Source organism: Geobacter benzoatilyticus, from assembly GCF_017338855.1.
GTDB classification, from domain to species: Bacteria; Desulfobacterota; Desulfuromonadia; order Geobacterales; family Geobacteraceae; genus Geobacter; species Geobacter benzoatilyticus.
Genome location: NZ_CP071382.1, coordinates 3,290,448 through 3,314,769, shown reverse-complemented (window position 1 = coordinate 3,314,769; position 24,322 = coordinate 3,290,448). Strand labels below are relative to the sequence as shown.

Annotated in this window: 20 protein-coding genes and 1 pseudogene; 12 read left to right on the top strand and 9 right to left on the bottom strand. The window is 50.6% G+C overall.

The features are described 5' to 3' along the window. Positions 1 to 7 precede the first annotated feature (7 nt). The 7 genes from JZM60_RS15380 to JZM60_RS15350 all read left to right on the top strand — a co-directional run bounded on the left by JZM60_RS15380 (position 8) and on the right by JZM60_RS15350 (position 13,361). Positions 8 to 1,564 (top strand): hypothetical protein, encoded by a 1,557-nt coding sequence (locus JZM60_RS15380; RefSeq protein ID WP_207163274.1) that lies wholly within the window; start codon positions 8 to 10, stop codon positions 1,562 to 1,564. 12 nt (positions 1,565 to 1,576) lie between these two features. Then, complete coding sequence (locus JZM60_RS15375) at positions 1,577 to 7,090, top strand: FtsK/SpoIIIE domain-containing protein (RefSeq protein WP_207163273.1); 5,514 nt, start codon at positions 1,577 to 1,579, stop codon at positions 7,088 to 7,090. Then, complete coding sequence (locus tag JZM60_RS15370; RefSeq protein ID WP_207163272.1) at positions 7,087 to 8,244, top strand: cysteine desulfurase family protein; 1,158 nt, start codon at positions 7,087 to 7,089, stop codon at positions 8,242 to 8,244. The genes JZM60_RS15375 and JZM60_RS15370 overlap by 4 nt, the downstream gene beginning before the upstream one ends. 30 nt (positions 8,245 to 8,274) lie before the next feature. Next, positions 8,275 to 8,760 (top strand): hypothetical protein, encoded by a 486-nt coding sequence (locus tag JZM60_RS15365; protein ID WP_207163271.1) that lies wholly within the window; start codon positions 8,275 to 8,277, stop codon positions 8,758 to 8,760. 19 nt (positions 8,761 to 8,779) lie between these two features. Continuing rightward, entirely contained in the window at positions 8,780 to 9,817 is a 1,038-nt protein-coding gene (locus JZM60_RS15360) for an IS630 family transposase (protein ID WP_207163216.1), read from the top strand. A 107-nt stretch (positions 9,818 to 9,924) separates the two neighbouring features. Further along, the gene (locus tag JZM60_RS15355; RefSeq protein ID WP_207163270.1) at positions 9,925 to 11,787 is read left to right on the top strand and encodes an ATP-binding protein; all 1,863 of its coding nucleotides are present in this window, start codon (positions 9,925 to 9,927) and stop codon (positions 11,785 to 11,787) included. Further along, on the top strand, positions 11,784 to 13,361 hold the full coding sequence (locus tag JZM60_RS15350; RefSeq protein WP_207163269.1) for a hypothetical protein: 1,578 nt from the start codon (positions 11,784 to 11,786) through the stop codon (positions 13,359 to 13,361). The genes JZM60_RS15355 and JZM60_RS15350 overlap by 4 nt, the downstream gene beginning before the upstream one ends. A gap of 61 nt (positions 13,362 to 13,422) precedes the next feature. On the opposite strand, the gene istB is transcribed toward JZM60_RS15350, so the two are convergent. Together istB and istA are read right to left on the bottom strand one after the other, a co-directional pair. Continuing rightward, the gene (gene istB / locus JZM60_RS15345; protein WP_207162069.1) at positions 13,423 to 14,184 is read right to left on the bottom strand and encodes an IS21-like element helper ATPase IstB; all 762 of its coding nucleotides are present in this window, start codon (positions 14,182 to 14,184) and stop codon (positions 13,423 to 13,425) included. Positions 14,185 to 14,200: 16 nt separating this feature from the next. Continuing rightward, a pseudogene (istA, locus tag JZM60_RS15340) lies at positions 14,201 to 15,718 on the bottom strand (IS21 family transposase); the annotation flags it as partial. Between the two features lie 166 nt (positions 15,719 to 15,884). On the opposite strand from istA, the gene JZM60_RS15335 reads away from it, so the two are divergent. Together JZM60_RS15335 and JZM60_RS15330 are read left to right on the top strand one after the other, a co-directional pair. Further along, complete coding sequence (locus JZM60_RS15335; RefSeq protein ID WP_207163268.1) at positions 15,885 to 16,298, top strand: hypothetical protein; 414 nt, start codon at positions 15,885 to 15,887, stop codon at positions 16,296 to 16,298. A gap of 48 nt (positions 16,299 to 16,346) precedes the next feature. Next, complete coding sequence (locus JZM60_RS15330; protein WP_207163267.1) at positions 16,347 to 16,598, top strand: hypothetical protein; 252 nt, start codon at positions 16,347 to 16,349, stop codon at positions 16,596 to 16,598. Between the two features lie 52 nt (positions 16,599 to 16,650). On the opposite strand, the gene JZM60_RS15325 is transcribed toward JZM60_RS15330, so the two are convergent. Continuing rightward, positions 16,651 to 16,932, bottom strand: a complete 282-nt coding sequence (locus tag JZM60_RS15325) for an integration host factor subunit alpha (protein WP_207163266.1) — start codon at positions 16,930 to 16,932, stop codon at positions 16,651 to 16,653. 207 nt (positions 16,933 to 17,139) lie between these two features. On the opposite strand from JZM60_RS15325, the gene JZM60_RS15320 reads away from it, so the two are divergent. Genes JZM60_RS15320 through JZM60_RS15310 form a run of 3 tightly spaced genes read left to right on the top strand, consistent with a single transcriptional unit; the run spans position 17,140 to position 21,095 of the window. Further along, positions 17,140 to 17,376 carry a helix-turn-helix domain-containing protein gene (locus tag JZM60_RS15320; RefSeq protein WP_207163265.1) on the top strand — a complete coding sequence of 79 codons (237 nt, stop codon included), beginning with the start codon at positions 17,140 to 17,142 and terminating at the stop codon, positions 17,374 to 17,376. Beyond that, positions 17,373 to 18,620 (top strand): type II toxin-antitoxin system HipA family toxin, encoded by a 1,248-nt coding sequence (locus tag JZM60_RS15315; protein WP_207163264.1) that lies wholly within the window; start codon positions 17,373 to 17,375, stop codon positions 18,618 to 18,620. The genes JZM60_RS15320 and JZM60_RS15315 overlap by 4 nt, the downstream gene beginning before the upstream one ends. Before the next feature lie 51 nt (positions 18,621 to 18,671). Next, positions 18,672 to 21,095 (top strand): DUF262 domain-containing protein, encoded by a 2,424-nt coding sequence (locus tag JZM60_RS15310; RefSeq protein ID WP_207163263.1) that lies wholly within the window; start codon positions 18,672 to 18,674, stop codon positions 21,093 to 21,095. Between the two features lie 87 nt (positions 21,096 to 21,182). Here JZM60_RS15310 and JZM60_RS15305 read toward each other — a convergent pair whose 3' ends face one another. The 6 genes from JZM60_RS15305 to JZM60_RS15280 form a co-directional block, all read right to left on the bottom strand. Further along, positions 21,183 to 21,338 carry a hypothetical protein gene (locus tag JZM60_RS15305; protein WP_207163262.1) on the bottom strand — a complete coding sequence of 52 codons (156 nt, stop codon included), beginning with the start codon at positions 21,336 to 21,338 and terminating at the stop codon, positions 21,183 to 21,185. A 171-nt stretch (positions 21,339 to 21,509) separates the two neighbouring features. Beyond that, positions 21,510 to 21,782, bottom strand: a complete 273-nt coding sequence (locus JZM60_RS15300) for a hypothetical protein (RefSeq protein WP_207163261.1) — start codon at positions 21,780 to 21,782, stop codon at positions 21,510 to 21,512. Continuing rightward, positions 21,779 to 23,071 (bottom strand): DNA primase, encoded by a 1,293-nt coding sequence (gene dnaG, locus JZM60_RS15295; RefSeq protein ID WP_207163260.1) that lies wholly within the window; start codon positions 23,069 to 23,071, stop codon positions 21,779 to 21,781. The genes JZM60_RS15300 and dnaG overlap by 4 nt, the downstream gene beginning before the upstream one ends. Next, positions 23,068 to 23,466: a TSCPD domain-containing protein gene (locus tag JZM60_RS15290; RefSeq protein ID WP_207163259.1), complete on the bottom strand. Its 399-nt coding sequence runs from the start codon at positions 23,464 to 23,466 to the stop codon at positions 23,068 to 23,070. The genes dnaG and JZM60_RS15290 overlap by 4 nt, the downstream gene beginning before the upstream one ends. Positions 23,467 to 23,538: 72 nt before the next feature. Further along, entirely contained in the window at positions 23,539 to 23,934 is a 396-nt protein-coding gene (locus tag JZM60_RS15285; protein WP_207163258.1) for a hypothetical protein, read from the bottom strand. A 78-nt stretch (positions 23,935 to 24,012) separates the two neighbouring features. Then, positions 24,013 to 24,285 (bottom strand): hypothetical protein, encoded by a 273-nt coding sequence (locus JZM60_RS15280; RefSeq protein WP_207163257.1) that lies wholly within the window; start codon positions 24,283 to 24,285, stop codon positions 24,013 to 24,015. Positions 24,286 to 24,322 lie beyond the last annotated feature (37 nt).

The window sequence follows — 24,322 nt, the reverse complement described above, 5'->3', positions numbered from 1 at the left end:
AACCATCATGAAAATAACTGACAAAGACAATACGCAGCCCTACACTGGTTCCAAGAAGGATTTCTTGGGCTGGTTCAATGAAGCAATCTGGGGGCATCGTCTGGAGCGACAGCCTGGGTCTGCTCTGCTGCTCGAGTTCTTGGGGATGGCCGAAGCGATGCATCGCGGCGGGAAACTGTTGGCGCTTACCGAGCCTGGAGAAGATATTCGTTATTCCGCACACACCTTAATTCACTTGCGGAGTATCCTCTTTAACAACCCCCTTATGGAGGAAGTCCGCGCCCGTTGTCAGGGCAGCGATGATGATGCTTGGGAGATATGGCTTCGAGAAATTAAGAACCAGGCAGCCGTAGGGGATAAGTTCACAGCTGACTTTTCGTATTTGCGCCATCGTTTCCATTCGTTCAGTGATTTAGTCTCGCGCGTGACTCTTCTTAGACGGATCACCATGGACCCCGGCTCCGGGCGGACATGGACTCGACAACTGCTGTTTCCGATTGGTCCTGCCGCACTTTACGAGCCCAGCAGTGAGAACCTGGAGCGCGACAGAGTCCTTTTTACACGGACAGGTGAATTAGCTTACCTGATGCTCAGCCGCGCTTCCGAACCGCTACGGCTCTCTCTCGCCGCGAAACTTTCCCCTCTGTTCGATACAGCCACGATTCGCAACAAGCTACTCACGAGCCTCCTTCCATCCGCGGAGCTGGAAAGAGCGAGTATGAAGGGGGGAACATATCTACCTTACAAGAGGCATCCAGCTTTTGATCGTCTGGCCGAGGACGTCCACAGCCTTCTTTCACTCGGATTGCCAGACCAGGATGTGCTCGAGTACCTTATGCACGTCATATCCTTCAATATTTACATTTACGCCATAGAGACGGCAAACCAATGGTTGGAAAAGGAGCAGATACCTGTCTGTGTCTGTGAAATTCCCGGCCCGCGAATGGATGTGGTGCGCAAGGCTTCCATTGCCACGCGCGATGAGAATGAGGGACTTGGCGTTCTTGCCGTACGCCGCTTTGTCGAATTAGCGATCAGGTCCAATTCTAATGTTAACGAGCAGCTTGACTCCCCGGACCTGCCTGAAGAGGAAAAGGCCGAGCTGCTCGTCGAGCATCTTGCCGAGGTTTGTTCCATTGATGAAGAGGATTTGAAAGCGTCCAGTATGGATGACGTTCGGCGTAAAGTTATTTCTCTTGCCGAAAGCGGGTACCGTGATGGAACGGCAGCAGCGCTTCTTGGGCTAGGCCGCGTTTCTGGCCTTCTCGACAAACGTGGCACCACAAAAGTTCGGTACGCTCCGAGCGATCGACTGCTCCGTACGCTTGTTCTCGCAAATGTCACCCATCAAGTGGAAGAGGATGAACTGCTTTGCATTCTCAACCAACGATATCACTTGGTCTTTGGTCCGCGTGAAGCCGCGACAGAACTTCCAGCAAATTTCCATGATGATGGTGACTTCAGCAAGAACAAGGAGCGGCTAGCCCGCCGCCTTATCGGACTTGGGCTTGCCCAGCGCATGAGCGATGCCTGCACTTACATCCGTAATCCTTACTTGAAGTAACAACGGTGACCCATGCCGATACCTAATGACCAAATTCAGTACCAAGCTGCGGACCTGGAACAGGCCGGAATAACTTATACCGACCGCATTGTCGGGACTGTTGCCTTTCGGTTAACGGCAGCAAGATTCACTCCGTTACTTGAAGACTCCGAGTTCAACGGTGCTTTCTTCGTTCTTTCGGGCTTCACTGGGGCGCAACTCGCAGGATTCATTCAAGCTGCGCAGCACACAGGCACGTATTGGGGGCATCTTCGCATCGGCTTCCCGGCTTCCGAACTGACAGGCTACAACATACCAGAAGAATGCCTCGTTCAGACCTCTGCTGTCAGTGTACGTAATGCAGACCGTCAAGGCAAAATTGTTATTACCACAGACAGCGAACCGGATGTAGGTTCATCTCTCAGCAACAAGATCACGATTAAGGCGGATCAGCTCAAGGAAGCAGATGAAGCACCAGCGCACTGGATTCATGTAGTTTCCGACGTAATTGGGCTGGCGCTCCCGCCAGAGCCTGCCAAGCAGGTTGGGGCCATGATAAAGGGCCTTTTTGAGTGTGGTCGGTTCCCAATTGGCACAGCTGCAAGATATATCCTACAGGTGCTTTCCTCATATAAGGATGGGACTCCTTTGCTAAGAGCCTCTGGAATGCATCTCCCTGCTTTGGATCTGCCCCTTTTTGAAGATTGTTTTATGTCCCTGGGATCAGTGAAGTCCGGGCAACCATCGCAATGGCGCAAGCTCTTCGAAGATCATCAGAAACAGGATTGTTATCTCAACAAACGATACCCAACCGGGCTGCTCTTAGATCCTGACCATCTCCGTAAGAATCTTAACAGCCTGCGTAACGACAACGCGGGCCCAAATATACCGGACAATGTCCTCGATGCTTTTGCCGTTTACATTGAAGCGGAGGGTACTCGCAGCCAAGCTACCGAAACTTTTCTTTTCGGGCACGACTGGTCGATAGTCCGTAACTGTTTTGATAAACAACGGAAAACCACATCCCGGTCATTTGTTGAAAAAACCCGCAAAATCCTTGAAGTCTGTGGCATCACTCCAACTGATGACGATGAAGCCGTCCTGAAGGCTCTCGAACAAAACCCTCGGAAAAGCGGAGGGGCCACCGACGAATACCGTGAATTTTTCGAAACCTACTCCGACGACATTTCGCATGACCCCAAGTTGCTTTTCGACTGGGAGGATTTTGTCTACGGTCAGCGGATTATCTGCTCCGACCTTTTTGAAGGGATACTTGATTGTCTTCAAAGAACGTTGCGGCTCCGTACGCCCGATCAGGCCGCGTGGCTGGTTATCCAGGGAGTCCGTCAGCAAAAGCCGTTGCACTTTGCCTCAGCCAATCGCCAAGCATGTGAGTATTTTGAGCGTCACTATGGAAAGTTGCCAGAGCATTCGAAGCAACTGATACGGTTTGAGAAAACGAATCTTCCCGTTTACTCCTCGGAGGTCCGTCCGAAGCTTGATAGTGCTCCGAAAACAAGAAAAGCTGGCGGCCGGACTACCCCCAATAGTTTTGAATTCCAGGTAACCCTATTTGAGAGGCTGGGTGGCAATGAAACGCGTGTTGCCACTCTTCCTCTGATATGGATGTTTCCGAAGGATTCCGTCCTCGCTCAGGAGGGAGCAGATCTGGATGCTCTCTGTCGCTATCAGAAGAGGACTCGGACAGCGTTTGCGGAAGGGCTTGCGAATTATGAGACCGTAGGGAGGAAAGGTATCCCATTGATGCTGTCTCTCAACTCGGTTCAGGGATTCGCCTCACCTCCCGGAGCGTCAGGCCGTGGCAGGTTTATTCCAGCACAGACGAGGATTAATTCTTTAGCCGCCGAGTTCACTACTATTATCGATCAGTCAGAAAGTAACCGGTCCCTCCCTGAAGAGATCGCAAAGGGGTTGCGAACAGCGTTTTCTGATTTCAACAATGTCTATGGTAGCGCAGTAGAGTCCCTTGCTTATGACGCTCTCGAACGGAAGTATGCTACAGGGACGGCCGCTGCTTACCGCGGCCTGCTATCTCTGATCCGTACAGTACCGAATGAGAATATTCGTTACCGGATACTCCGGACCGTCCTTCGAATTGGCACGGTAACCGTGGCTGAGTCTGGCCACAGGCCAAAAGTGGCGGTTGTCTGCCCATGGCACCCAGTCCGTATGGAAGCAGCAGCCGCCAGGAATGAACAGTTATTAGACACAATCACTGGGTTGCTCACAGAGAGAGAGATTGTTTTTTCCGACGGTACTGCCGGTACCCTGTTCTTTCGTGAAATGCGGGAGATGTTGAACTATCCCCTTGAGCCCGAGATTGCCGTATGCTGGGAAAACATGGAACCGCTCATGCGTGTAGCAACCCAGTCCATCGGTGCTTACACCTTGCATGAGCCGGTTGATCTTGGAGTTGCAAGCCGTTCCCTCGAAGATAATGCGGCGGAATCAGCCAAAACGATCTTGGGGGAGATCCAGGAATATCTGAGGCTCCAACCTCATGAGCGGGATAACTTGTCTGTGTTGCTGTACAATTGCGATTCTCCTGAACTGCCCAGCACACTGGTTGAATGCCTCAATAAATTGAATCGAGAATCAAAGGATGGGGCGGTAACCTGTCATGTGTTACTTATGCACCATGACGAAACTCACCTGCGACATCTATATCGCGATCTCGTTGCCAGATCTGATAACGACACAGAAGATTCCGTCGAAACTACCGGTGATTTCCTTTCAAAGGTGCGCATCAATATCGCCGCGGCAAGCCGTTTGAGGCGCGAAGGCCGCTCACAACCGGTGGATATCGCATACTGCAGAGACTTGCTTTCCGCTGAGGCAAAAACAGAGTGGGTATGGATCGATCGTGATCGGCACACTGTACCGCCTGTCAATCATCGCCCACACCAATGGAACAGGCTGCGCCCCTTTCGCGAAGGAGACCGAATTGTTCGGGTGCTGCTCTGTTGTCCAGCTCACACGGAAACTGGTTGGTCTTACCTCCACGCAATTGCTTCAATGTGCACCAACGGTGCTGACATTGCATGGGCGAATATGCAGTGTCCGGTTCCCATGCGCACACTCAATTTCGACAATCATGGGGTCGATCGTATTCTGCGCGAGACACATGACCTGGCGGTTTGGGTCGTCAATCAGGACGAACTTCTTGATCGACGTCTTCTTGAGCAGAAGCAGGTAAAGGTAATCCGTTACATTCAAAGCACCACGCAGGGACGCAACCTCATCATTTCATCCAAAGCAAGAGACACACTCCTTGTTAACACCCTCAAGGAAAGACTTCGGACCATCTTGCCTTTCGACACAACGGATGCTGTTATACAGTCGCTGGTAAAACGCCTGCTGGACGACGCCAACGGTATCTCCGGTGGACTCGTTCTAAAGGCTGCCAGGCGTGCGAACAACACAAATGAACTATTCGGCATGGTCCTCTCCCGTTATCTTATTCAGTCTGAGTTGGGTTACGATCGTGCCGCTGCATGGTGCTTCCTCGATGATTTCAGTAATTGGCTTGGGAAAAAAGAAGGAACCAATATTGCCGACCTCCTTGTTCTGGCTCCCAAGTGGCAGCCAGACGGGACTCCGCATTTGGACATAATCGTTACTGAAGCCAAGTTCGTCACTTACGAGGGAGTATCAGCTGCGGCCAGGACTTCCGAGAAGCAGCTCTCCGACACCTTAATCCAGATATCCGAGGCACTCATTCCCGAACCAAGTCCTTTCGACCAGCAGGTTTGGTTGGCCCGCATCTCTGATATGATCCTTTCGCGCACCACTGGCACCCTTGGCCAGGGAGAGCCCGGCAGTTTTGAGCCTGAGAAATGGCGCTCTATGGTTCGCAACCGTGAATGCACCTTCAGCATATGGGGTTATTCCCATGTGTTCATCCACTCACCGATGGATCTTGATGCGCCTGTTTCGGTCTGCAAAGGAATAGAAACCCAAAGGGGAAAAACGAAGGTACAAGCCCTGCAGGAAGTCTTCGGTCCTGACCTTACCCGCTCGATTTTGCTTCAAATGAACGAGGATAAGCACGACGAGACTCGCCTTGTGCGGACCCAACTTGGGCATCCCGGTTTCAATGCAAGTCTTGTACGAAAATTGAGTTCTGAAAAACCCGAGGTCTTTAAGCCTCAGGAGGGTAGCTCCGATGGCTTGTCATCGGTAACACCAAACGAAACTTTGCCGCTGGAAGTGGTAAGTGCTGGCCAATCGGAACCCCGTGAACCCACACAGAGCCTTCAAGGCATAGTCCCTTCGGCTGTTGTCGGAGAGGAACAGGCACAACGTCCTATCCTTCTCGAAGGTGATCTGCGAAAGGATCTGAACGAATACCTCATTCAGTGTGCCAGCAAGGCAACCGCTTCAATCGAAGAAGGTCAGTTGTGGCTTGAGAAGACTACGGCGGATCTGCGCTCAGCGCTGTTGGCACGAGGGCTTTCAGCGAAGTTGGCTGAAGACTTCAAGCCAATCCTGACTCCTAATGCTGCTATCATAAAGTTGCAGGGGGCTAAGGATATGACTGTCCAGGCGGTTGAGGCCAAAGCAGAGGAAATCTTCACTTCAAGCGGTATTCATATCATCAGTGTCATGCCTGAATCTGGCAGAGTTTCGATCTCCATCGCAAGGCCTGATCGCCAGATTCTCCATTACGCACAAGTCCTCGTAGAGCTTTTCAAAAGTTCTCCTGATATTACGTATCGTGAGCAATTACTTGTCGGGATCCGTGAAGAAGATGGCCGGCCCATGTTCCTTGATCCGCTCAAACAGCCGCATACGCTGGTAGCAGGCATTACAGGTAGTGGAAAGTCAGTCCTCATCCAAAACCTTATTCTATACATTGCTCTAACGAAGTCTCCGGATGAGGCCCACATCCACCTCATTGATGCTAAGTTCGGGGTTGACTACCGGCCGCTTGATTTACTCCCACATGTTGCAGCAGGGTCACAAACCATAATCGATGAGCCAACAGCCGCTATTGTCACTCTGGAGGAGCTTGTCGGCGAAATGGACCGCCGCTACCAGCTCTTCAAGGAAGCCAAAGTCAAGGACTACCGTGACTACCGTAAGGCCACGGGTCAAGTCCTTCCGACCCTTTGGGTGATTCACGATGAGTTCGCTGATTGGATGCAAACGGATGATTACGCTGATCGCGTTCCTGACCTTGTCGGTAGACTCAGCATCAAAGCACGAGCTGCGGGAATTTTCCTTATCTTCGCTGCTCAGCGTCCGGACAACACCGTCATGCCGATGCAATTGCGCTCCCAGCTGGGAAATCGCCTCATACTTAAAGTCGATAGCCCTGGTACTTCCGAGGTCTCAATGGGCGAGAAAAACGCAGGAGCAGAAAAGCTCCTCGGCCAAGGTCACATGCTCGTTAAGACCGGAGATACACCGCACCCGATCTTCGTTCAAGTCCCTTATTTAGACATGTCAGAAGTACCAAGAATAGTCCAACTGCTGCGCCTAATACACGGGCTGCGTCCTTCGGAGGAACTTCCCTGGCCGTGATCTATTTAGACAACAACGCAACTACTAAACCCTTTCCTGAAGTCGTGGATGTCATGACACAGTTCATGACGTCCCGTTTCTGGAATGCTTCATCTGCATACGGGCAGTTGGACGGACTGGAGGAGGTCGTTGAGTCTGCGAAGGCGGCGATCCGCACGTTGATCGGAGCGGCTCCTGATGATGAGGTAGTTTTCACATCGGGCGCCACTGAGTCCAACACCTGGGCAGTGGCTGAAGGAGCCCGGAGAGCCTCAGGCTGCGGATGGATTCTGACCTCGGCAATAGAGCATCCTTCCGTCGGAGAAGCTTTTGATAGTCTTCAGGAGCAGGGCGTGGATGTACGCTTGCTCCAGGTGACTAGAGATGGCGTTTTCGATCTGGATGAGCTTGAGGCAATAGTCGATTCGAATCTTCGCTTTGCTTCGCTGATGTTTGCTCACAACGAAACGGGGGTAATTCAACCACTGCGTGAGGCTACATCCCTGATTCGTGAACGAGCACCTGAATGTCTCATTCATACTGATGCTACGCAGGCAATTGGGAAGATCCCGATCTCTTTCGCAGAAGAGTTGGGTGAGGTGGACTTGATCTCTTTTTCAGGCCATAAATTTCATGGACCAAAAGGGATAGGTGGTTTGGTAATTTGTAATGGTGCACAGCTAAAGCCTTTGATTCGAGGGGGAGGACAACAGAATAATCTTCGCTCAGGCACTCTAAATATTCCCGCGATAGGTGGGTTATCTGTAGCGGCTTCAAAAACCTCAAGATTGCTCAAGGCCAATCAAGATACTGTAGTTCGAACAGTAAGGGATTATTTCGAGCAACGAATTTCGTGCTTATTCCCCAAAGCATGTATTCTCGGATCTCAAGCTAAAAGGCTCCCTAACACGAGTTTCTTTGGAATTCCTGGGTCTGACGCGGATGATTTGGTTCATATACTGGCAGGTGAAGGAATGATCGTCAGTACTGGATCTTCATGCTCTGCAAACAGTATTGAGCCATCAAGGACGGCTCTACTTATGAAGTATGAATACAAAGAGGCATCCACGTTGCTTCGTTTTTCAGCGTCTTACGAGAATACCATTGATGAAGTGGATGTACTTGTTAATAAACTTTATGAGTTATCAAGTAGGGAACATAAATTGGCCCTGTAGTTTATCTATGAAATCATTACAAGGATCTTTATGGCTTTTAAATTCGCAGCGCGGACAATTTTAGAGCTTGGAGGCGAGCTGATAAGCTCTGATGCTGTAGCCGTCTACGAGTTAATTAAGAACTCTATTGATGCTCGATCTATGGACGGAGCAGAAATAGATTTTGTAATTACAATTAGCCATAGTGATTATCAGCAGCTTTTGTCAAGAATTGAGGAGTTTGCTGATATTGAAGAATTCTGCGACGAAGATCTAAAGGTACTTAAGAATGAGGCAATTGATATTATCCTTCCAAGCGCTCTACAATCAACACGGTCGAAGTATGTTAATATGATCAATGCAGCAACTGATTTAGATTCTTTCTCTAACATTTTCAAAGAAGCCTATTTTGAGACTAACTGGATCGAATTTAGAGATTCAGGCTGTGGAATGTCATTTGAAGATCTTGATGATGCTTTTCTTGTAATCGGAACCCCTAGTATTGACTCGGTGAATAAATATTCAAATTTACTATAATTTGTGATATACTTCGGGCATGAAAACTACAGATGCCCGCAAGCTAAATCAAGAAACACAGTATGAACTTCGCAAGCAAGTCGTTCGTCTCAAAGAAAAAGGCGAACTGGACAATCAAGCCATTTCAGAAATCGTCGGTTTGTGTTCAACCTACATCAGTACGATCTGGAAAAAGTACCAACGTGGCGGTCTGGATGCCATCAAGCCAGGGGTTCGTGGTCGCCGTCACGGGGAACAACGAGAACTGACAGCCATGCAAGAGGCTGATATCCAGAAGTTGCTAGTCGATAAGACGCCCGATCAGTTGAAATTGTCCTTCGCACTCTGGACCCGTGATGCCGTACGGTTGGCAATCAAGCAACATTACGGCATAGATTTGCCGCTACGAACCATCACCGACTATCTGAAGCGGTGGGGCTTTACCCCTCAGAAACCGACGAAAAGAGCCTACGAGCAAAACCCAAAGGCGGTTCAACAGTGGCATGAGACGGTCTACCCCCAGATTCAGGCCCGCGCCAAACAGGAAAAGGCCGAAATTCACTGGGGTGACGAGACCGGCATTCAGAACGATGCTTACAATACCAAAGGTTTTGCCCCCAAAGGGAAAACGCCAGTCGTGCGAATTAACGCCACGAAAAGCCGGGTCAACATGATCTCATCCATTACAAATCAGGGGAAAGTCCGGTTCATGATGTACCGGGAAACCATGACTGCCCAGGTGCTGATTAAATTCATGTCTCGGTTGATCAAGGATGCGGGCCGCAAGGTGTTTCTGATTTTGGACAACTTACGGGTGCACCACAGCAAAATGGTCAAAGACTGGCTGTTGGAGAACAAAGACCAAATCGAGGTCTTTTATCTCCCCTCGTACTCGCCGGAACTCAATCCCGATGAGTATCTCAATGGGGACCTCAAGCATTGTATCCGGTCTGGGCTTCCTCCTCGATCAGAGAAGGAACTGACCAAGAAAACCAGATCATTCATGCGAAAACTTCAAAATAGGCCACAACATGTCCGAAACTACTTCAGGCATCCAAAGATCGCCTATGCTGCCTGATTTGAACGTTTAATCACCGGAGCAATAGAAAAAGATATATTGACCGCGCAATATCTGAAGCAAAAAGAGGAGCCGATGTTGAGACACCATATCTTGGAGAGAAAGGAGTGGGCCGTCTTTCGGCAATGCGACTTGGTTCGCGTCTTCAAGTCCAATCCGCTACTGCCCAAGATTCTCATATAAACATTCTCGATATTGATTGGGAGGCGTTCTCCCAAGATCCAGAAATGATGGCAGAGGATGTTGACGTTGAGCCTTACATTGGGCCAGCAAAAACTGATCCCGAATATCACGGCACAAAGTTGTTTATATCAGGCCTTCAGGGAAATTGGTCCCCAGCCAGAATCAGAGATGTTGCTCAGACTCAATTTGCAAAACTTTCTGATCCCTTTTCACGTTCCAAGCGCCGATATAGAGTTGCCATAACTTTTAACAGTGATCGAATTGAGATTCCGAGAATTGAGGAGGTTCTCTTCGAGCATGCGCACGCAATTTGTAAAGGGAAATATATAGTTAAACAGGGAACACCAAGACTTGAAATCTATTTAAGATACGAGAACGAAGAGAAACAAATTATTTCAGAACTTCCTGATATAAGAAGCCTGACAAAGGATTTCTATTCTGATGTCGCAAGATCAGCGCTGACCACTGTAGGCCCTTTCAACTTCGAGCTTTACTGGTTCAATAGAAAACGCTTCAACGAGATCGACACAACAGGTTTGCGTAATCAGATTAGAGATTGGCAAAAGCTCTGGGCAGGAATTATGTTATTCCGCGATAACTACCGTGTTTTTCCTTATGGCGAAGAAAGCGATGACTGGCTTGGTCTAGATCGACGAGCTCTAGCAGCTTCTGGATACAAGTTGAACAAAGCTCAATTCGTCGGCAGGGTTGCAATTTCAAGACTCAAGAACCAATATTTAATCGATCAAACGAATCGTGAAGGCTTGAAAGATTGCGACGAGAAAGCAGTATTGATTGCAATTATGAAATATACCATTCAAACAGAGTTGAAGTCGTTTATGGAAGATGTAGATTCTGCCAAACGAACTGAAGCTCAAGATCTTGATTTTTCTCTTGCGAAGAAAAAAGTAGATCTACTTGAAAATCGTGCAAAAAAATCGATATCCGAGTTGCAGAAACGACATAAAGGTGATGCAGCAAGTTTTACTGAGCTTAATGATATTTTTCAGGAAATGCAGCACTATTTTGTTTTAGCAAAAGAACGAGCAGAACAAATTGAAGATGAACGATTGAGGATGATACAATTAGCCGGCGTTGGTCTAATGATTGAGGTAGTTGCACACGAACTTGCGCGTGCGACAGAACATACCTTGACATTACTTAACTCAGCTGAGAGTGATAAGTTATCTAATGAAGTAGAATCTTTGTTTGGCAGCTTAAGGCATCAAATGAAGACAATCAATAAGAGATTGAGAGTTCTTGATCCTTTAAGTGTTTCTGGACGCCAACGTAAAGAAACTTTTGACTTTGTTGCTCTGTTGAAAGAATCTCTTGATTCAAGATCGGCACAATTTGAAAGGCACGGAATAGGTCTAAGTATATCTATTGATGAAGGTCAGAGCAAGAAAGTATATGTTAATGCTGTGCGTGGAATGATGGTACAAATAATAGAAAATCTATTAGCAAATTCAGTTTATTGGCTCAAAATTGAGAGAGAAGACAATATAGAATTTAAACCAAAAATAGCTATATCCTTGACATCAGATCCATTTGTTTTGAAATTTACTGACAACGGCCCAGGGGTAAGACCTGAACGCAAGGAAATTATTTTTAGAGCTTTTTATTCAACAAAGGCTGCAACGACCCGTCAGGGGCTCGGGTTGTTTATCGCCAGAGATTGTGCAAATTATCATAACGGCAAATTATATCTATCCTCTGAGCCAACATTTCATCGCGATAGATTAAATACTTTCATTCTTGAGCTGCCAAAGGAAATATTGAAATGATAGAACAGGTGCAAGCTCTTCTCAGAGACAACCAAATTGCTGATGTAACAATAATAGATGATGCATATGATGATGTTCCTAAGGCCGCAGAAATAAAAACAGAAAACTGGAACTTATTTCTGGATGAGATGGACGAAGAATCGATACCACTTATTACAGAGTTGCTCTCAGTTGACGTTTATGATGAAAATCTTGTAAAGAATTGCAGGGCCGATGATGATTTTGTAGCGCGGCTATGGGGCCAAAAAGAGCGCCTATCGGCACGAGTAAAAAAGGCACTTTTTGAAGATTACAATAACGAGCAACAGGGTAAGATTGCCCAGTTGCAGCCACTCGAAACAATCTTTCGAGAACGTCTTGGTGTCCATGTTCATTGCTTAGGGCGAAGCGGTGACTACACCCAAGTTCAGACAAGGATCGTATTCATTGATTTATTCCTGGGTATCACTGGTGAAGAAGAGGCGATAGATCGAGCGATTAGAACAATCCGCGAAATCAGGAGTGTTGATCCCAATAATCCACCCGTTGTCATTTTGATGTCATCGAGTCCCCGGCTCGCATCGAAGCGGGACGTTTTTCGTGATGATGGGCAATTACTGGGCTGCCAATTTAGGTCAATTGAAAAGAATGTTTTCTCAGATACAAATACATTTCTTACTGACGTACATGATCTTATTTCGTCATTCCCAGACTCTTTAAAACTTAATAGGTTTATTTTAGCATGGGAACGCGCCCTGGATACGCAAAGAGAGACTTTTCTTAGAAGCGTACGCAAACTTGATTTAACTGACTATGCAGACTTAAAGCGCCTAATCCTTGACGCGGAAGGAGAGGGACTTGGTGACCATTTAGTAGATGTGTATCATACGTACTTTCATCATTTCCTTGAGAGCGACAGGGATCTACTTGATGCCGGACATTCACTAAACACCCTCGAATTTAAAACATATCCGCCTTCTCACTTCCTTCCGACAGATGAAATAAAGCCCATTCTTGATGCCTCTATCTTTGAAAATGCCGAAAGGGTGAAATTTGAAAGAGACGTAGCAGTGCTACCTCATCTTGATTCTATACAACTTGGTGATGTTTTTATATCAAGAGAGGCAATTCCTTATGAAAATCGAGAGGTCCTTGTTGTATTAACTCAAGCATGTGATCTTCAGCATGGCAATGCCAAAAGCATTTTACTCATAAAGGGTTCGCTAAAACCTTACTCAATACAAAATTATCGCATCCCTAATGCACCGCGTACTCCAATCATTGACATAGACGGGGCATTTTTTGTCATAGATTGGGATGAAAGTTGGCCAATAACCTGGTCCATTGATTCTCTTGATGAACTGCTTGGGCTTGATGGCAAGTACCAGAAAATAAGACGTTTTCGTTCCTTATACGGCTTACAGTTGCAACAACGGTTCATTGGCAATCTTGGTAGGGTTGGTACTCCTGCCTCAATGCAAGCTACCTGGCCAGTTGGATTATCTGTCTTTTATAGAAATTCGAGAAGTGAAGTGCGTATTCCGGTGAAAGCGGCCAGTCGAACTGACGTGATGGCGGCCACCGTTCCGCTGTGAATACGGCCAGCGTTCCGGTGATTCCGGCCAGTGGTGAGAGAGAGTCTCGGGGTGTGGGTTTTTACTCTGTCACAGTTTCTGTTTTCTGGTCAAGCACGGATCGTTTTCGTCTCATGGATTCACCCCTCAGTTCCAGCTTGTAGGCATTGTGCACCAGTCTGTCCAGTATGGCGTCAGCCAGAGTCGGATCCTGCATGGCATCATGCCAGGCCCTCACCGGCAGCTGGCTGGTGATAACGGTTGCCTTGCGGTCATAACGTTCCTCGACGATCTCCAGCAGTTCCCGCTGTTCCTCCCGCGTCAGGGGAGAGATGAGCATGTCGTCCAGAATCAGCACCTCGCATTTGGTTAGCGGCGCAATGATCTTGTTGTAGCGGCCATCGAGCCTGGATACCGCGATCTCCTGAAGCAGCCGCGGCACTCTCTGGTAGAGAACAGAGTGACCGTCCCGGCAGGCTTTCTGTGCCAGCGCACAGGCCAGGTAACTCTTGCCGGCGCCGGTCGGCCCGGTCACCAGGATGTTGTGATGGCTCTTCACCCACTGATTCCCGGCAAGGGACATGACCTGTGAGCGGTCAACACCTCTTCCCTGGCGGAAGTCCAGATCCTCGATCGAGGCAGACAGCCTGAGCTTGGCGTTCTTGAGTCGGTTCTGCATCCGCCGGTTTTCCAGATCGGTCATCTGGTAGTCCACGATCAGGCCGAAGCGCTCTTCAAAGGAGAGCTGTGCCATGTCCGGGCATTGCATCTGGTCCGCAAAGGCCCTAGCCATGGCTGTCAGTTTCATCGAGTTCAGCTTCTCGATGGTCGGTTGTGTCAGCATACAGTTTCCTTTCGTCGTTGTAGTAATCCGTGCCCCTGATGTTCTCGTGGGCAACCGGAAGTAGTTCCATCTGTTTGGGTAGCGCCTTCTGATCCAGGTTGTTCTCTAGGATCGACTTGATGCTTCTGTAGGTGACGCCTTTAATGGTGACTGCCCGTTCACAGGCCGCCTCCAGACGTTCTTTGGTATAGCGCTTCGCAAGCGAGATGATCCCCATGCAGGATCGGAAGCCGTGCTCGGGATATGCCTTGCGTGACAGAATGGTTTCCACCACCTGTGCCGTCGCTGTTCCGGTCTGGGCGGCCCAGGAGATGATCCGCTCCGGTGTCCACTCGGCGAACTCACGGTGGGCTTTGGGCATATGCTCCGGTGTGGTGGTGTGTTTGCCCTGGACAGATGACTTGGGATGGGAGGCAACCCGGTTTCCCTTGTAGAAGCACTCGACGATCGTCTCGGTGTAACGCACATCCACCTGTTCCTTCACCAGGCGATGCGGGACGCTGTAGAAGTGCCCTTCCAGTTCGACATGGTAATCGATGTGCACCCGGGCCTTCTTCCACTGGGCATACTCATAGGGTGTTTCCGGTAAAGGCAGCATGGCCGGAAGGTCAATCTCCTCGAACCGGCTCTGTCGGCATCCGGGCAGCTTCCTGAAGGGGCGGTTGTTCAGAAGGAGAAGGCGTTCACGAATGGCGGCATTGGCTTCGGCCAGGCTGAAGAAGGTCCGGTTGCGCAGGCCTGCCAGGATGAAACGCTGGGCAATCAGCACGCCCCCTTCGACCTTGGCCTTATCCTTGGGATGGCGTACACGGGCAGGAACGATGGCGGTGCCGTAATGATCGGCAAGTGCCGCATAGGTGGGGTTTATATCGGGTTCATAGCGGCAGGTCTTGGTGACGGCGGAGAGCAAGTTGTCGGGAACGATGCAATGCGGGACGGCGTCCATAAAACCGAACGCCCGCACATGGGATCCGGTCCAGTCTGCAAGTGACTGGGTCCAAGTGGCATCGGCATAGGTCTGGTTGCTGCCGCCCATGACACCCACGAACATCTGGGCGTCCCGGACCTCGCCGGTGGTGGCGTCCACAACCGGTACCGTCTGGCCACTGTAGTCGACAAAGAACTTCTCGCCGGCACGGTGCTCCTGGCGCATGGAGCGGTCGAGCTTCTTTCTCCATTGCCGGTACAGTTCGCAGAACTGGCTGTACTGGTAACCGGAGGGTTCGCCCTCCTTGTACTCCTGCCACAACAGCATGAGGGTGAGCTTCTTATGTTTGACAAGTTCATCGTGCAGAGCCCGCCAGTCGGGTTGGGGCAGCTTGCGGGAGGCTGGGTTGACAACGGGGGGATAGAGGCGCAGTTCAAGGGCTTCATCATCGAGATCGGCAGGCAAAGGCCAGGAAAAACCGGCGGCGACTGCCCGGTTGATGGTGTCATCCACGGTGCTCTTGCCGACACCGCAGGTCCTGGATGTATCACGCCGGCTCTGGTTACACGACCAAACAAGGCGGAGTATCTCTCGTATCTTTCGCATGGTAACTCTTTCTCTCGGCATCACGCCCTCCTCGTTATTCAATCAAGGAAGGCAGGATACCTGTTGGAGTTACCCCGCGACTACACTCTCATTTTACACTGGCCGGATTGCTCCGGAATGGTGGCCGCAATCAAATCGGAATGCCGGCCGGTTTCCCGTCGGAACGGTGGCCGCTTTCCCGCCGGAATGGTGGCCGGATTCGTCCGGAATACGCAGTGAAGCTCAGGAGCTTGCTAACTTTCCTATAGGGGAAACACTTGCCGCTTGTATTGCAGGCCGTGGCGAAAAGGAAAAACTAGAAAATATCATAATATACCCAGAAGCCGTCAGAAAGATATGTAGCAAAATATCGGAACTAAATGATGGCGACATGCAAGCTTTACATCTATCTGCTTTAAAAGCTAGCGCACTTGACCCTGTTTTTAGAAGAAACTTGCGTGGGCCCTTAAAATTTAAGTCAGATGCCAATAGCACCCCTCAAGAGGGTGTACTTGGACAGATAGAGCTTCGTAGCAAAAATCCTGTTCAAGTTGGACAACGTGTTGACAAATTCTTAATAGTCAACGTTCTATACGAGTAAATCCTACACATTGAAAGCGAGTGCTTGGAGTTTGAGGGAGAGTGTCCAATGGCTAATCGAACTGGCAAACCTTACAAAGATGGGGAACTTGAAGTAATTCTTAGTCTTGCACCAACCAAGGACAACATCAGATGGCTTAGCATCCTTCTTGAACGGTCTGAGGAGGCTATAGAAATTGTCTATAAAATTGCCTTTGAGCACGGACCCTTTGGGGAGAATGCTGATATACAGGAGCGTAAAATCATCGATGCCAAAGAACGGGTGGGTATAAGTATCGGAAGGCGAAAGTCAAGAGCATAATAATACTGGCAATGCAGAGCGGGGAGAATTGATTATCTAGTTCAAGTTGCAGTTAAGGTTCATGATTAATCCTATTCTTCAATATAAGGCTCGGCTTGAATGTCAGGACCTTCCGTGACGAAATGGTGATTGCCTCCCCGGTCTGCGGGTTCCTTCCGGTTCTGTCGGCCTTTTGCCGAACGACAAAATTCCCGAAGCCGCTAATCTTCACATGCCCTTCGGTCGCAATGGCATCTTTGAGCGTTTCCATGACGAGTTCCACCAGTTCAACGGCTTCCTTCTTCTGGCAAGAGATCTTTTCCTGAATTCTGTCGGCTAAATCGGCTTTCGTCATCTTCCGGACTCCTCATCAAATTCGCGTAGACCCTGTAAATACCACAAGTTGCAACAAATTTCCATACAAAGACATATCATCTACAATCGTAAATATTTTGCCGCCTTCGGGAATATGCTGGTGGTGTATCAACGTTCATATATATTTTGTGGCCATTTGTCTGAATTGATGGTATAAATATACGAACATAGATATTGTGAGGGCAAAGTGAAGATAACAAATCCGGAAGATTTAGGGCGGATCATCAAACAGAAGCGCAAAGAGGATGGGCTAACCCTGGAGGAGGCGGCCGCAGTCTGCGGGGTGAGCTATGCCTTTCTGTCGGCCCTGGAGAATGGCAAGGAGACGGTTCGCCTGAACAAGGTGCTTCAGGTCCTCAAGTGCCTGGGGATCGAACTGGAAGCAAAACCGCGGACGTGGTCGGCGCCGGGAGATGAAGCATGACCGCGGCCCTGCTGGTAAGAATTGATGATGTCGTGGTAGGTCGGCTTTGGCTGGACGAGAAGAAGCGCTTCTGTTTCCAGTACGACAATGAGTGGCTGGAGCGTTCGAAAATCCCTCTGTCGCTCTCGTTGCCGTTGCGGCCGGACCCTTATCTCGACGACGAGTCGCATCCCTTTTTCGCCAACCTCCTTCCCGAAGAGAAGATCCGGGCCGTAATTGCCAGGAATCTCGGTGTTTCCGTGAATAACGACTTCGGGCTGCTGGAGCGGATCGGTGGGGATTGCGCCGGTGCGGTTTCTCTTTATCCCGAGACCGGGAAACCTAAGCACGAGCCCAGCAGATATCGCCAGCTTTCGCCGGATGAGCTGGATGCTATCATCAGGGAACTGCCACGGCGACCGCTTCTCGCCGGTGAGAAGGGGATTCGCCTCTCCCTTGCCGGGGCACAGAAGAAGCTGCCGGTCTTCTACGATGACGAACACTTCCATCTCGGGTACGGCAATCTCCCTTCAAATTACATCATCAAGCCGGCGATCGAGGATCTGGACGGCACGGTCGAAAATGAGGCCTTTTGCATGGCCCTGGCCCATGAGATCGGCCTGGATGTGCCCCGATCGTTCATCTACCAGCATGAGGAGACCAGGGTATTTGTCGTCAAACGGTATGATCGTGTCGTCAAGGCTGATGAGACAAGAAGGCTCCATCAGGAGGATTTCTGCCAGGCGCTCGGGATTCCGCCCGAGTTCAAGTACGAGACCGAAGGGGGCCCGTCGCTGGTGGCCTGCTTCAGCCTCCTGCGCAATTCCAGCATCAGGTCGGGCAAGGACGTGCTGTCTCTCTTGAACTGGGTGATCTTCAACTACCTGATCGGCAACTCCGACGCCCATGGAAAGAACATTTCCCTGCTGCTGCTGCCGGAAGGGCCGATGCTTGCCCCATTCTACGATCTTCTTTCAACCAGGATCTACGCCCATTACGGCCTGGCGGAAGGCCTGGCCATGAAGATCGGCGGCGAGAACGATCCGGGCGCGATCCAGAAGAAGCATTGGGAGCTGTTCGCCGAGGAGGTCGGCATCAAGCCGCGGCTTGTTCTGACCCGCGTCGCCGATCTTGCGCAGAAAATCCAGGATGCCCGCCTACAGCTCTTCAATGGCGCCTTTGCACCCTTCAGATGTGATGCGCTTTACCGCTTGATGGAATTCATGGGGGAGCAGGCGGAGAAGACCCTGCGCAGGATAGCTTAGAAGACTGCAACGCTAGGAGCGTTAGTTTTGAGCGATGGAGGGACTGTTATCATGCGGGAAGAAGCGACCTCTTCTTTTCTTCACTTACTCTCGGTGACTGATGTGGCGGGTTGGCAGATCCCATCGCTGCTACAAAAGTCAAAAGGAGTAACTGCAAAACTGCCGGCACTTCAGCGTAGCGCTGTCTGGAAGCCTCGCCAAGTCGAAATGCTGTGGGATTCATTGCTGAATGGATTTCCTGTCGGTTCCTTTTTGCTGACTCCCTTCCGGAAGGATCTAAAGACGCAGAACTTTCTATACGAAATCGCTGGGCTAGAGGCAGGAAATGAAGCAGAGTACCATCTTCTGGACGGACAGCAGAGATGCAATGCAATTTCTCTAGCATTCATTAATTCTTGGGATACAAAGATAACCTGCTCTGCTGCGCTTTGGATTGATCTCGATACAGACGATATTGCTGACGAGAGGAGGTTCGTCTTTAGAGTAGTGACGAGATCCCATCCATGGGGATACCAGCGCAGTGATCCTTCAAAGACCCTCGAGTACCAAAAACGCAGAAAGGCTCTGAGCAGTTATTACCAAGCCTACAAATGGTCACACGATGACCAGGAAGTTGTTGATGGCCTCTTTGGAACCAGCACCTTGATCAGACATGCTTGGCCTTGGGATGCCCGTTGCCCTGTCCCAGTCCCTTTTTTGATTGATGCGGTAACTCAATCGCCGCATAGTGTATGGGGCATTTTGGATAAGCTGATGGAGGAGCGACTTCCTTACTGGAGAGCGCTAGATTCCGGAGATTTCCAGGACATTTGCTGGAAACGTAGATGGAGCACACTGCGCGACAACCCTACCGCTATGATGGATGGGCTGTGCGAGGGCCTTCACCGTCTTGTTCGAACTGATCGCTCTCCTTCATTACTTATCCCCGCTCTCATTCTTCCTCGCCTCATAACAGGTGCTCCGTCTCAAGAGGAAGACTTGGCACAGTCTGCTGGACCAACACTTGATTCCATTCGCCAAGACCCTGTAGAGACCCTCTTTATCAGAGTGAATTCTGCAGGAACCCCACTGCAGGGAGAGGAGCTTAACTACTCAATTCTTAAATCCATATGGCCTGGTGCTCAGGACGTGGTGGAAACCTTGAGCACTGGAATAATGGCTCCTTCTCGCCTTGTTGCCCTTATTTCGAGGCTAGTAGTGGCGAAAAGTTCATCCGATGACAAAAGGCCTCCCGCAGCTTTGGATGTAACGCGGTTCCGGCGGTTGGTGCATGGGCGGGATCCTCAATGTCGATCCTTTTTGGCATCGATTCAAGATTACCTATCTCATGGCAAGGGTCTTTTCGACCTCGCCAGGAAGTTGCTGAACTTGCAATGTGGCGATGCCCACACCTACCGGCTGCCGCCTGTCGTGGCCGCGGATATCGCTCGTAAATCTCCAGAAATCTTCTTTATCTTCCTTTTTTGGCTGGATAGATTGAAGGACGCTGGGATCGACCCCACCACCTTCGATCAGAGAGTTCACCGCCGGTTGGTTGGGGCACTGACAGCTCTCTCTTGGTTCAAAGAAGATGAGGTCCTCTGCGGAGTTCTCCTGTGGACGAGGCTGCAAGGGCTTTCGGGTGACAACCTTCAAGAAATGTTCTCAGTCGGAGGGCTGAAAAGCTGCATTAGTGTTGGCGAAAGTGGGAAGTTGCCATTAATACCCTTGTTACCGCCTGACCTTTTGAAGGAGGCGGTAGAGCTTTCTCTTAGGGGGTTGCGTAATGGCACAAACCAGCGCTGGCAAACCTGGAGATGGTGGGATAACTTTACGGAGTCTCTACCCAAGAGCGAGAGAGTGAGAAGTTGGTACACCCGGAAGGTAAAAGAGCATGATGATGAGGTCGACTATCGGCGCGAAGCATGGCCTAAATTTGCGGACCGGTTATGGGGAATGAAAGAAATGGTCCTCTATGCTCAAAGAGAATGGCTTGTCCGCTGGTTTTCTGACTTTGACCCTGCCAGCCCCGACCAGCTAGAAGATACTGACCGCCCATGGGATTTCGACCACATTCATCCGCAGAAATATATTTACGGAAAATGGAACATGCCGCAGATTCTGAAGGACTGGCACGGGTCAATTGGCAACTTGCGAGCATGGCCTTTTGAACTGAATCGAAGCGATGGCGAAACAACGCCTTGCTCAAAGCTAAAAGACGCCGGTGAGGAGTCATCAAGATTCTTTCCCACGACAACGAGCTGCAAAAAGGGTCCTTATAAAGAAGTTATTTTAGCAAGTTCCATCCCACTGCGGGATTGGTCACACTGGGAGGCTTCCACTCCCCTGACCGATCCGTTCCCTGCCAACTATCTTGCCAAACCTGAAGACTTTGGGCAGTGCAGGGTTTCCCTCCTCAATGCCATTACCCGCCGATGGATCTACCTGTACAAGCAATGGTACGATAATTTACTTATAAAAGACCTGTTCGTGTAACAGCTGAGGAGAGAGGGACCTGAAGATAATACGGTGCAAAAAAAAGGCGGCCTCATTGGGCCGCCTCTATCCAGGCCGGACGATGTATCATCCGACCTGAAGACTGTAGCAGGGTCTCATTCCCGTGAAAATCGAAATAACCTCGATCTGACCGCCTGAAAGATCACTCCTCAGTAAGGCCTTCTCGAACTCTTCCCACGAAAGTGAATACTCCCTGCCGTTTATCCGTGCTTTTACTGTCATGGCTCTCTCCCCTTTGTGATTTTGATAGGCGCCCAAAAGGGCTCCCCGCAACCACCGTGGATACGGAGGCTCCGAGGAACCCTCTTGAGCGAGGGGAGAGAGGAAGGGAGGGCGCACAAAGCACCGCTCCCCTTATCTCTTAAAAGGCGGACTAAGCCACCTTTCTATTGATTACTTCGTCTCAGTCCTGGGCGGACCCGGCTGCGACTGCTCCGTTGTGGGTTCCTTTTTCCGCTCCTCTTCACGTTGCTGCACCTTTTCCCGCAGCTCATCTTGAGGATCGGTCATGGCCCTGCCGGCGCTGGCGGTCATATGAACAACCGTGGCGACGGGGTTCAGCCAGGAAGCCCCCTGGGTCGCAAGTTCTACGCTGGCCCACTGGCTGTGACTGCAACCGCCTAGAAACATCGCCGCAACTATCAGAATTGAAATTGCCTTTGTCATGTTCGTGCTCCTCCATGATGGGTTATGATTTCCTCGATGTCCGGGAGAAACTCAGGACTGAAAAGCTCTCCCAGATTCCCCCGCCTGGCCAGCAGCCTGGCGACATCGGGAATCGATCTTGCCATGTACGCGACCCCGTTCTCCAACCGTTCAAGACGGTGAAGGTTCTGCATCGTGGCGTTCATTTCAACGCCGGACTGCTTCAGAAAGTCGAAGCCGGACATGGTGACGAGATTTTCCGTTTTACCGCCGTTCCTGTAGAAAGAATCAGGGTCCTGGCCTTCCGGGAAGATGAAAGCCGTGGCCTTCATCTCTTCCTTTACGGCCAAAATTATTGCCTTTTGATGAGCCTTTCTGCCGGCGTCGTCTCCATCGAACATCAGGTTCAGACGCCGGACATAGCGCTTCAGAATAGCGGCATGCTCCCGGGTGAATGCCGTCCCGCAGGTGGCGACGACGTTGTTTATGCCGGCAGACCACATTTGCATGAGGTCTATGTAGCCTTCGACCACATTGACCTCGCCTTGTAATTTCATCGCTTCGATGGCACCGTCCAGTCCGAAAAGGGTCGCCGACTTCCTGAAAAGAGGCGTCTCCGGGCTGTTCATGTATTTGTATCGTGCAGCGGTTGCACTGATTGTTCGGCCGGCAAAGGCGATGATGTACCCCGCTTTATCCCTGATGGGGAACATCACGCGCCCCCGGAAAGTGTCCCGGTAGCCGCCGGCAGCGTCTTTTCTTATCAGCCCGGCCTTTTCCGCGACATCAAGCGGGAGCCTTTCCTTGTCGAGATACTCCACAAGGGTTTTCCCGCCGACCGGTGCGAAGCCGATTCCGAACTGCCCGACCATTGCATCGGTCATCCGGGAGCCGACGTATGCCTTTGCGCCGTTCTGATTTTGCAGCAGGCTGTTGTGGTAGAACTGCTGAGCCCTTCGCAGTACATTCAGCAGGTTCCTCCGTTCGCTCTCCTCTTTGGAGCCGCCATTGGGGATAGTGATTCCTCCCTTCCTGGCGAGAACTTCGAGAGAGGCAGGGAAAGTGATGCCGTCAATTTTCATCAGAAACTTGGCGACATCTCCCCCTTCAGAGCAGGCGCCGAAACAGCGCCAGGTTTTTCTGCCCGGGTCCACGGTAAAAGACGGCGTCTTTTCTTCGTGAAAGGGGCAGCATGCCACATAGGCCCGCGCTGTTTTCTTGAGAGGTACGTATTCCCCAACTATGGAGACGATATTGTCCGCTCCGTAGGAAAGGATCTCCCTCTTGATATGGTCAGGTATCATTTTCATGGGAAGACAACCTCCTCCATGGCGTTCGCAGTGGCAAACTCCTCTTCCTCGATCATGCTGTTCAAGTCCGCACCCGTTTCCAGATGCTTCAATACAAGCCTGATCGCCGATGCCACTTCGTTGAGGCAGGTCTTCGGCCCCTGGTGGCATGAAATGCCCGACAGGGCCTTGACCGCATCCTGAGCCTCCAGTCCGGACCGAAGCCCATAGGAGACCAGTCGGGCGATGCCGTCGGCCATTGCCGAACCGCATCCACCTGCCTTGCCGAAGCGGATGAAGACCTCGAAAGGGTTCCCTTCCTGGGTGGTGACGGTCACGAATATCTTGCCGCAGTGTGATCGTCGCTGAATGGTGTAACCCGGTGCGGAGGCCGGGCGTGGTGTTTTTGGACTCATGTCTTTCCTCCTTTGATGGATGCTCGCCCAAGGGGGGAGCTGTTGTCTCTCCCCGCATGGCGATCATCCGGGCTATTCCTCCTTCAACTGTTCGAGGACAGCGTCAAGGTCGATTTCTGCCTGGCCAAGTTCCTCAACCCGTGCAAATGCTTCCGAAACATCACCATCCCCTTGCGGCACCTTGACCGTTTCTTCAGATGGAGCACCGTCAGTGTCATAGTCGATAACCATGAAGGTAATCGGCTGGACATCGTTCGGTCGATCAGAGGTCAAGCACTGCACCAGACCGCCATCCAGAATAACTGCCACCTTGGGAGGTGGTGAGTCGAGATATTCCCGAATCTGGGGAATGAACTGGGAGAGGAAGTTCACGGCCTCGCAGCCGTTGATCTCCTCGTTGTAGAATTCGCTTGCCGGATCGGCTTGGGGAAAGGTTTCGATTATTTCCAGTAGAAGTTCTCTTTCCATGTTCTGTCTCCTTTGTGTATCAGGAGGCAGAACTCCCACGAGGGGCAGTTCCGCCCCCTGTTGGGTTGGCATTGTTGGTTAGCCTTTTGCCTCGGCAACCACATCAGCTAAGCGCTTGACCGCTTTGTCCATGTTGCCGTGATGATAGGACTCGATCAGCTGTTCCGCGGCTTCCAGCAGTTTCGGTGAGGTCGCGTAAAGCCGTGCGTCTGCTTCAACGGTCTCGTTGATCGGCTGATTGTTCGCTCCGCCCACGTAAACTGAGGCATGGGGCATGAAGCCGACACGGGCAATGGCGATAAAGCCTGCGCCATCAACCCTTCTTGTTTCCAATGGTCCTTTGGTGTGCATAGTTTTTCTCCTGTTGGTCAGGGAAATATCCCCTTGA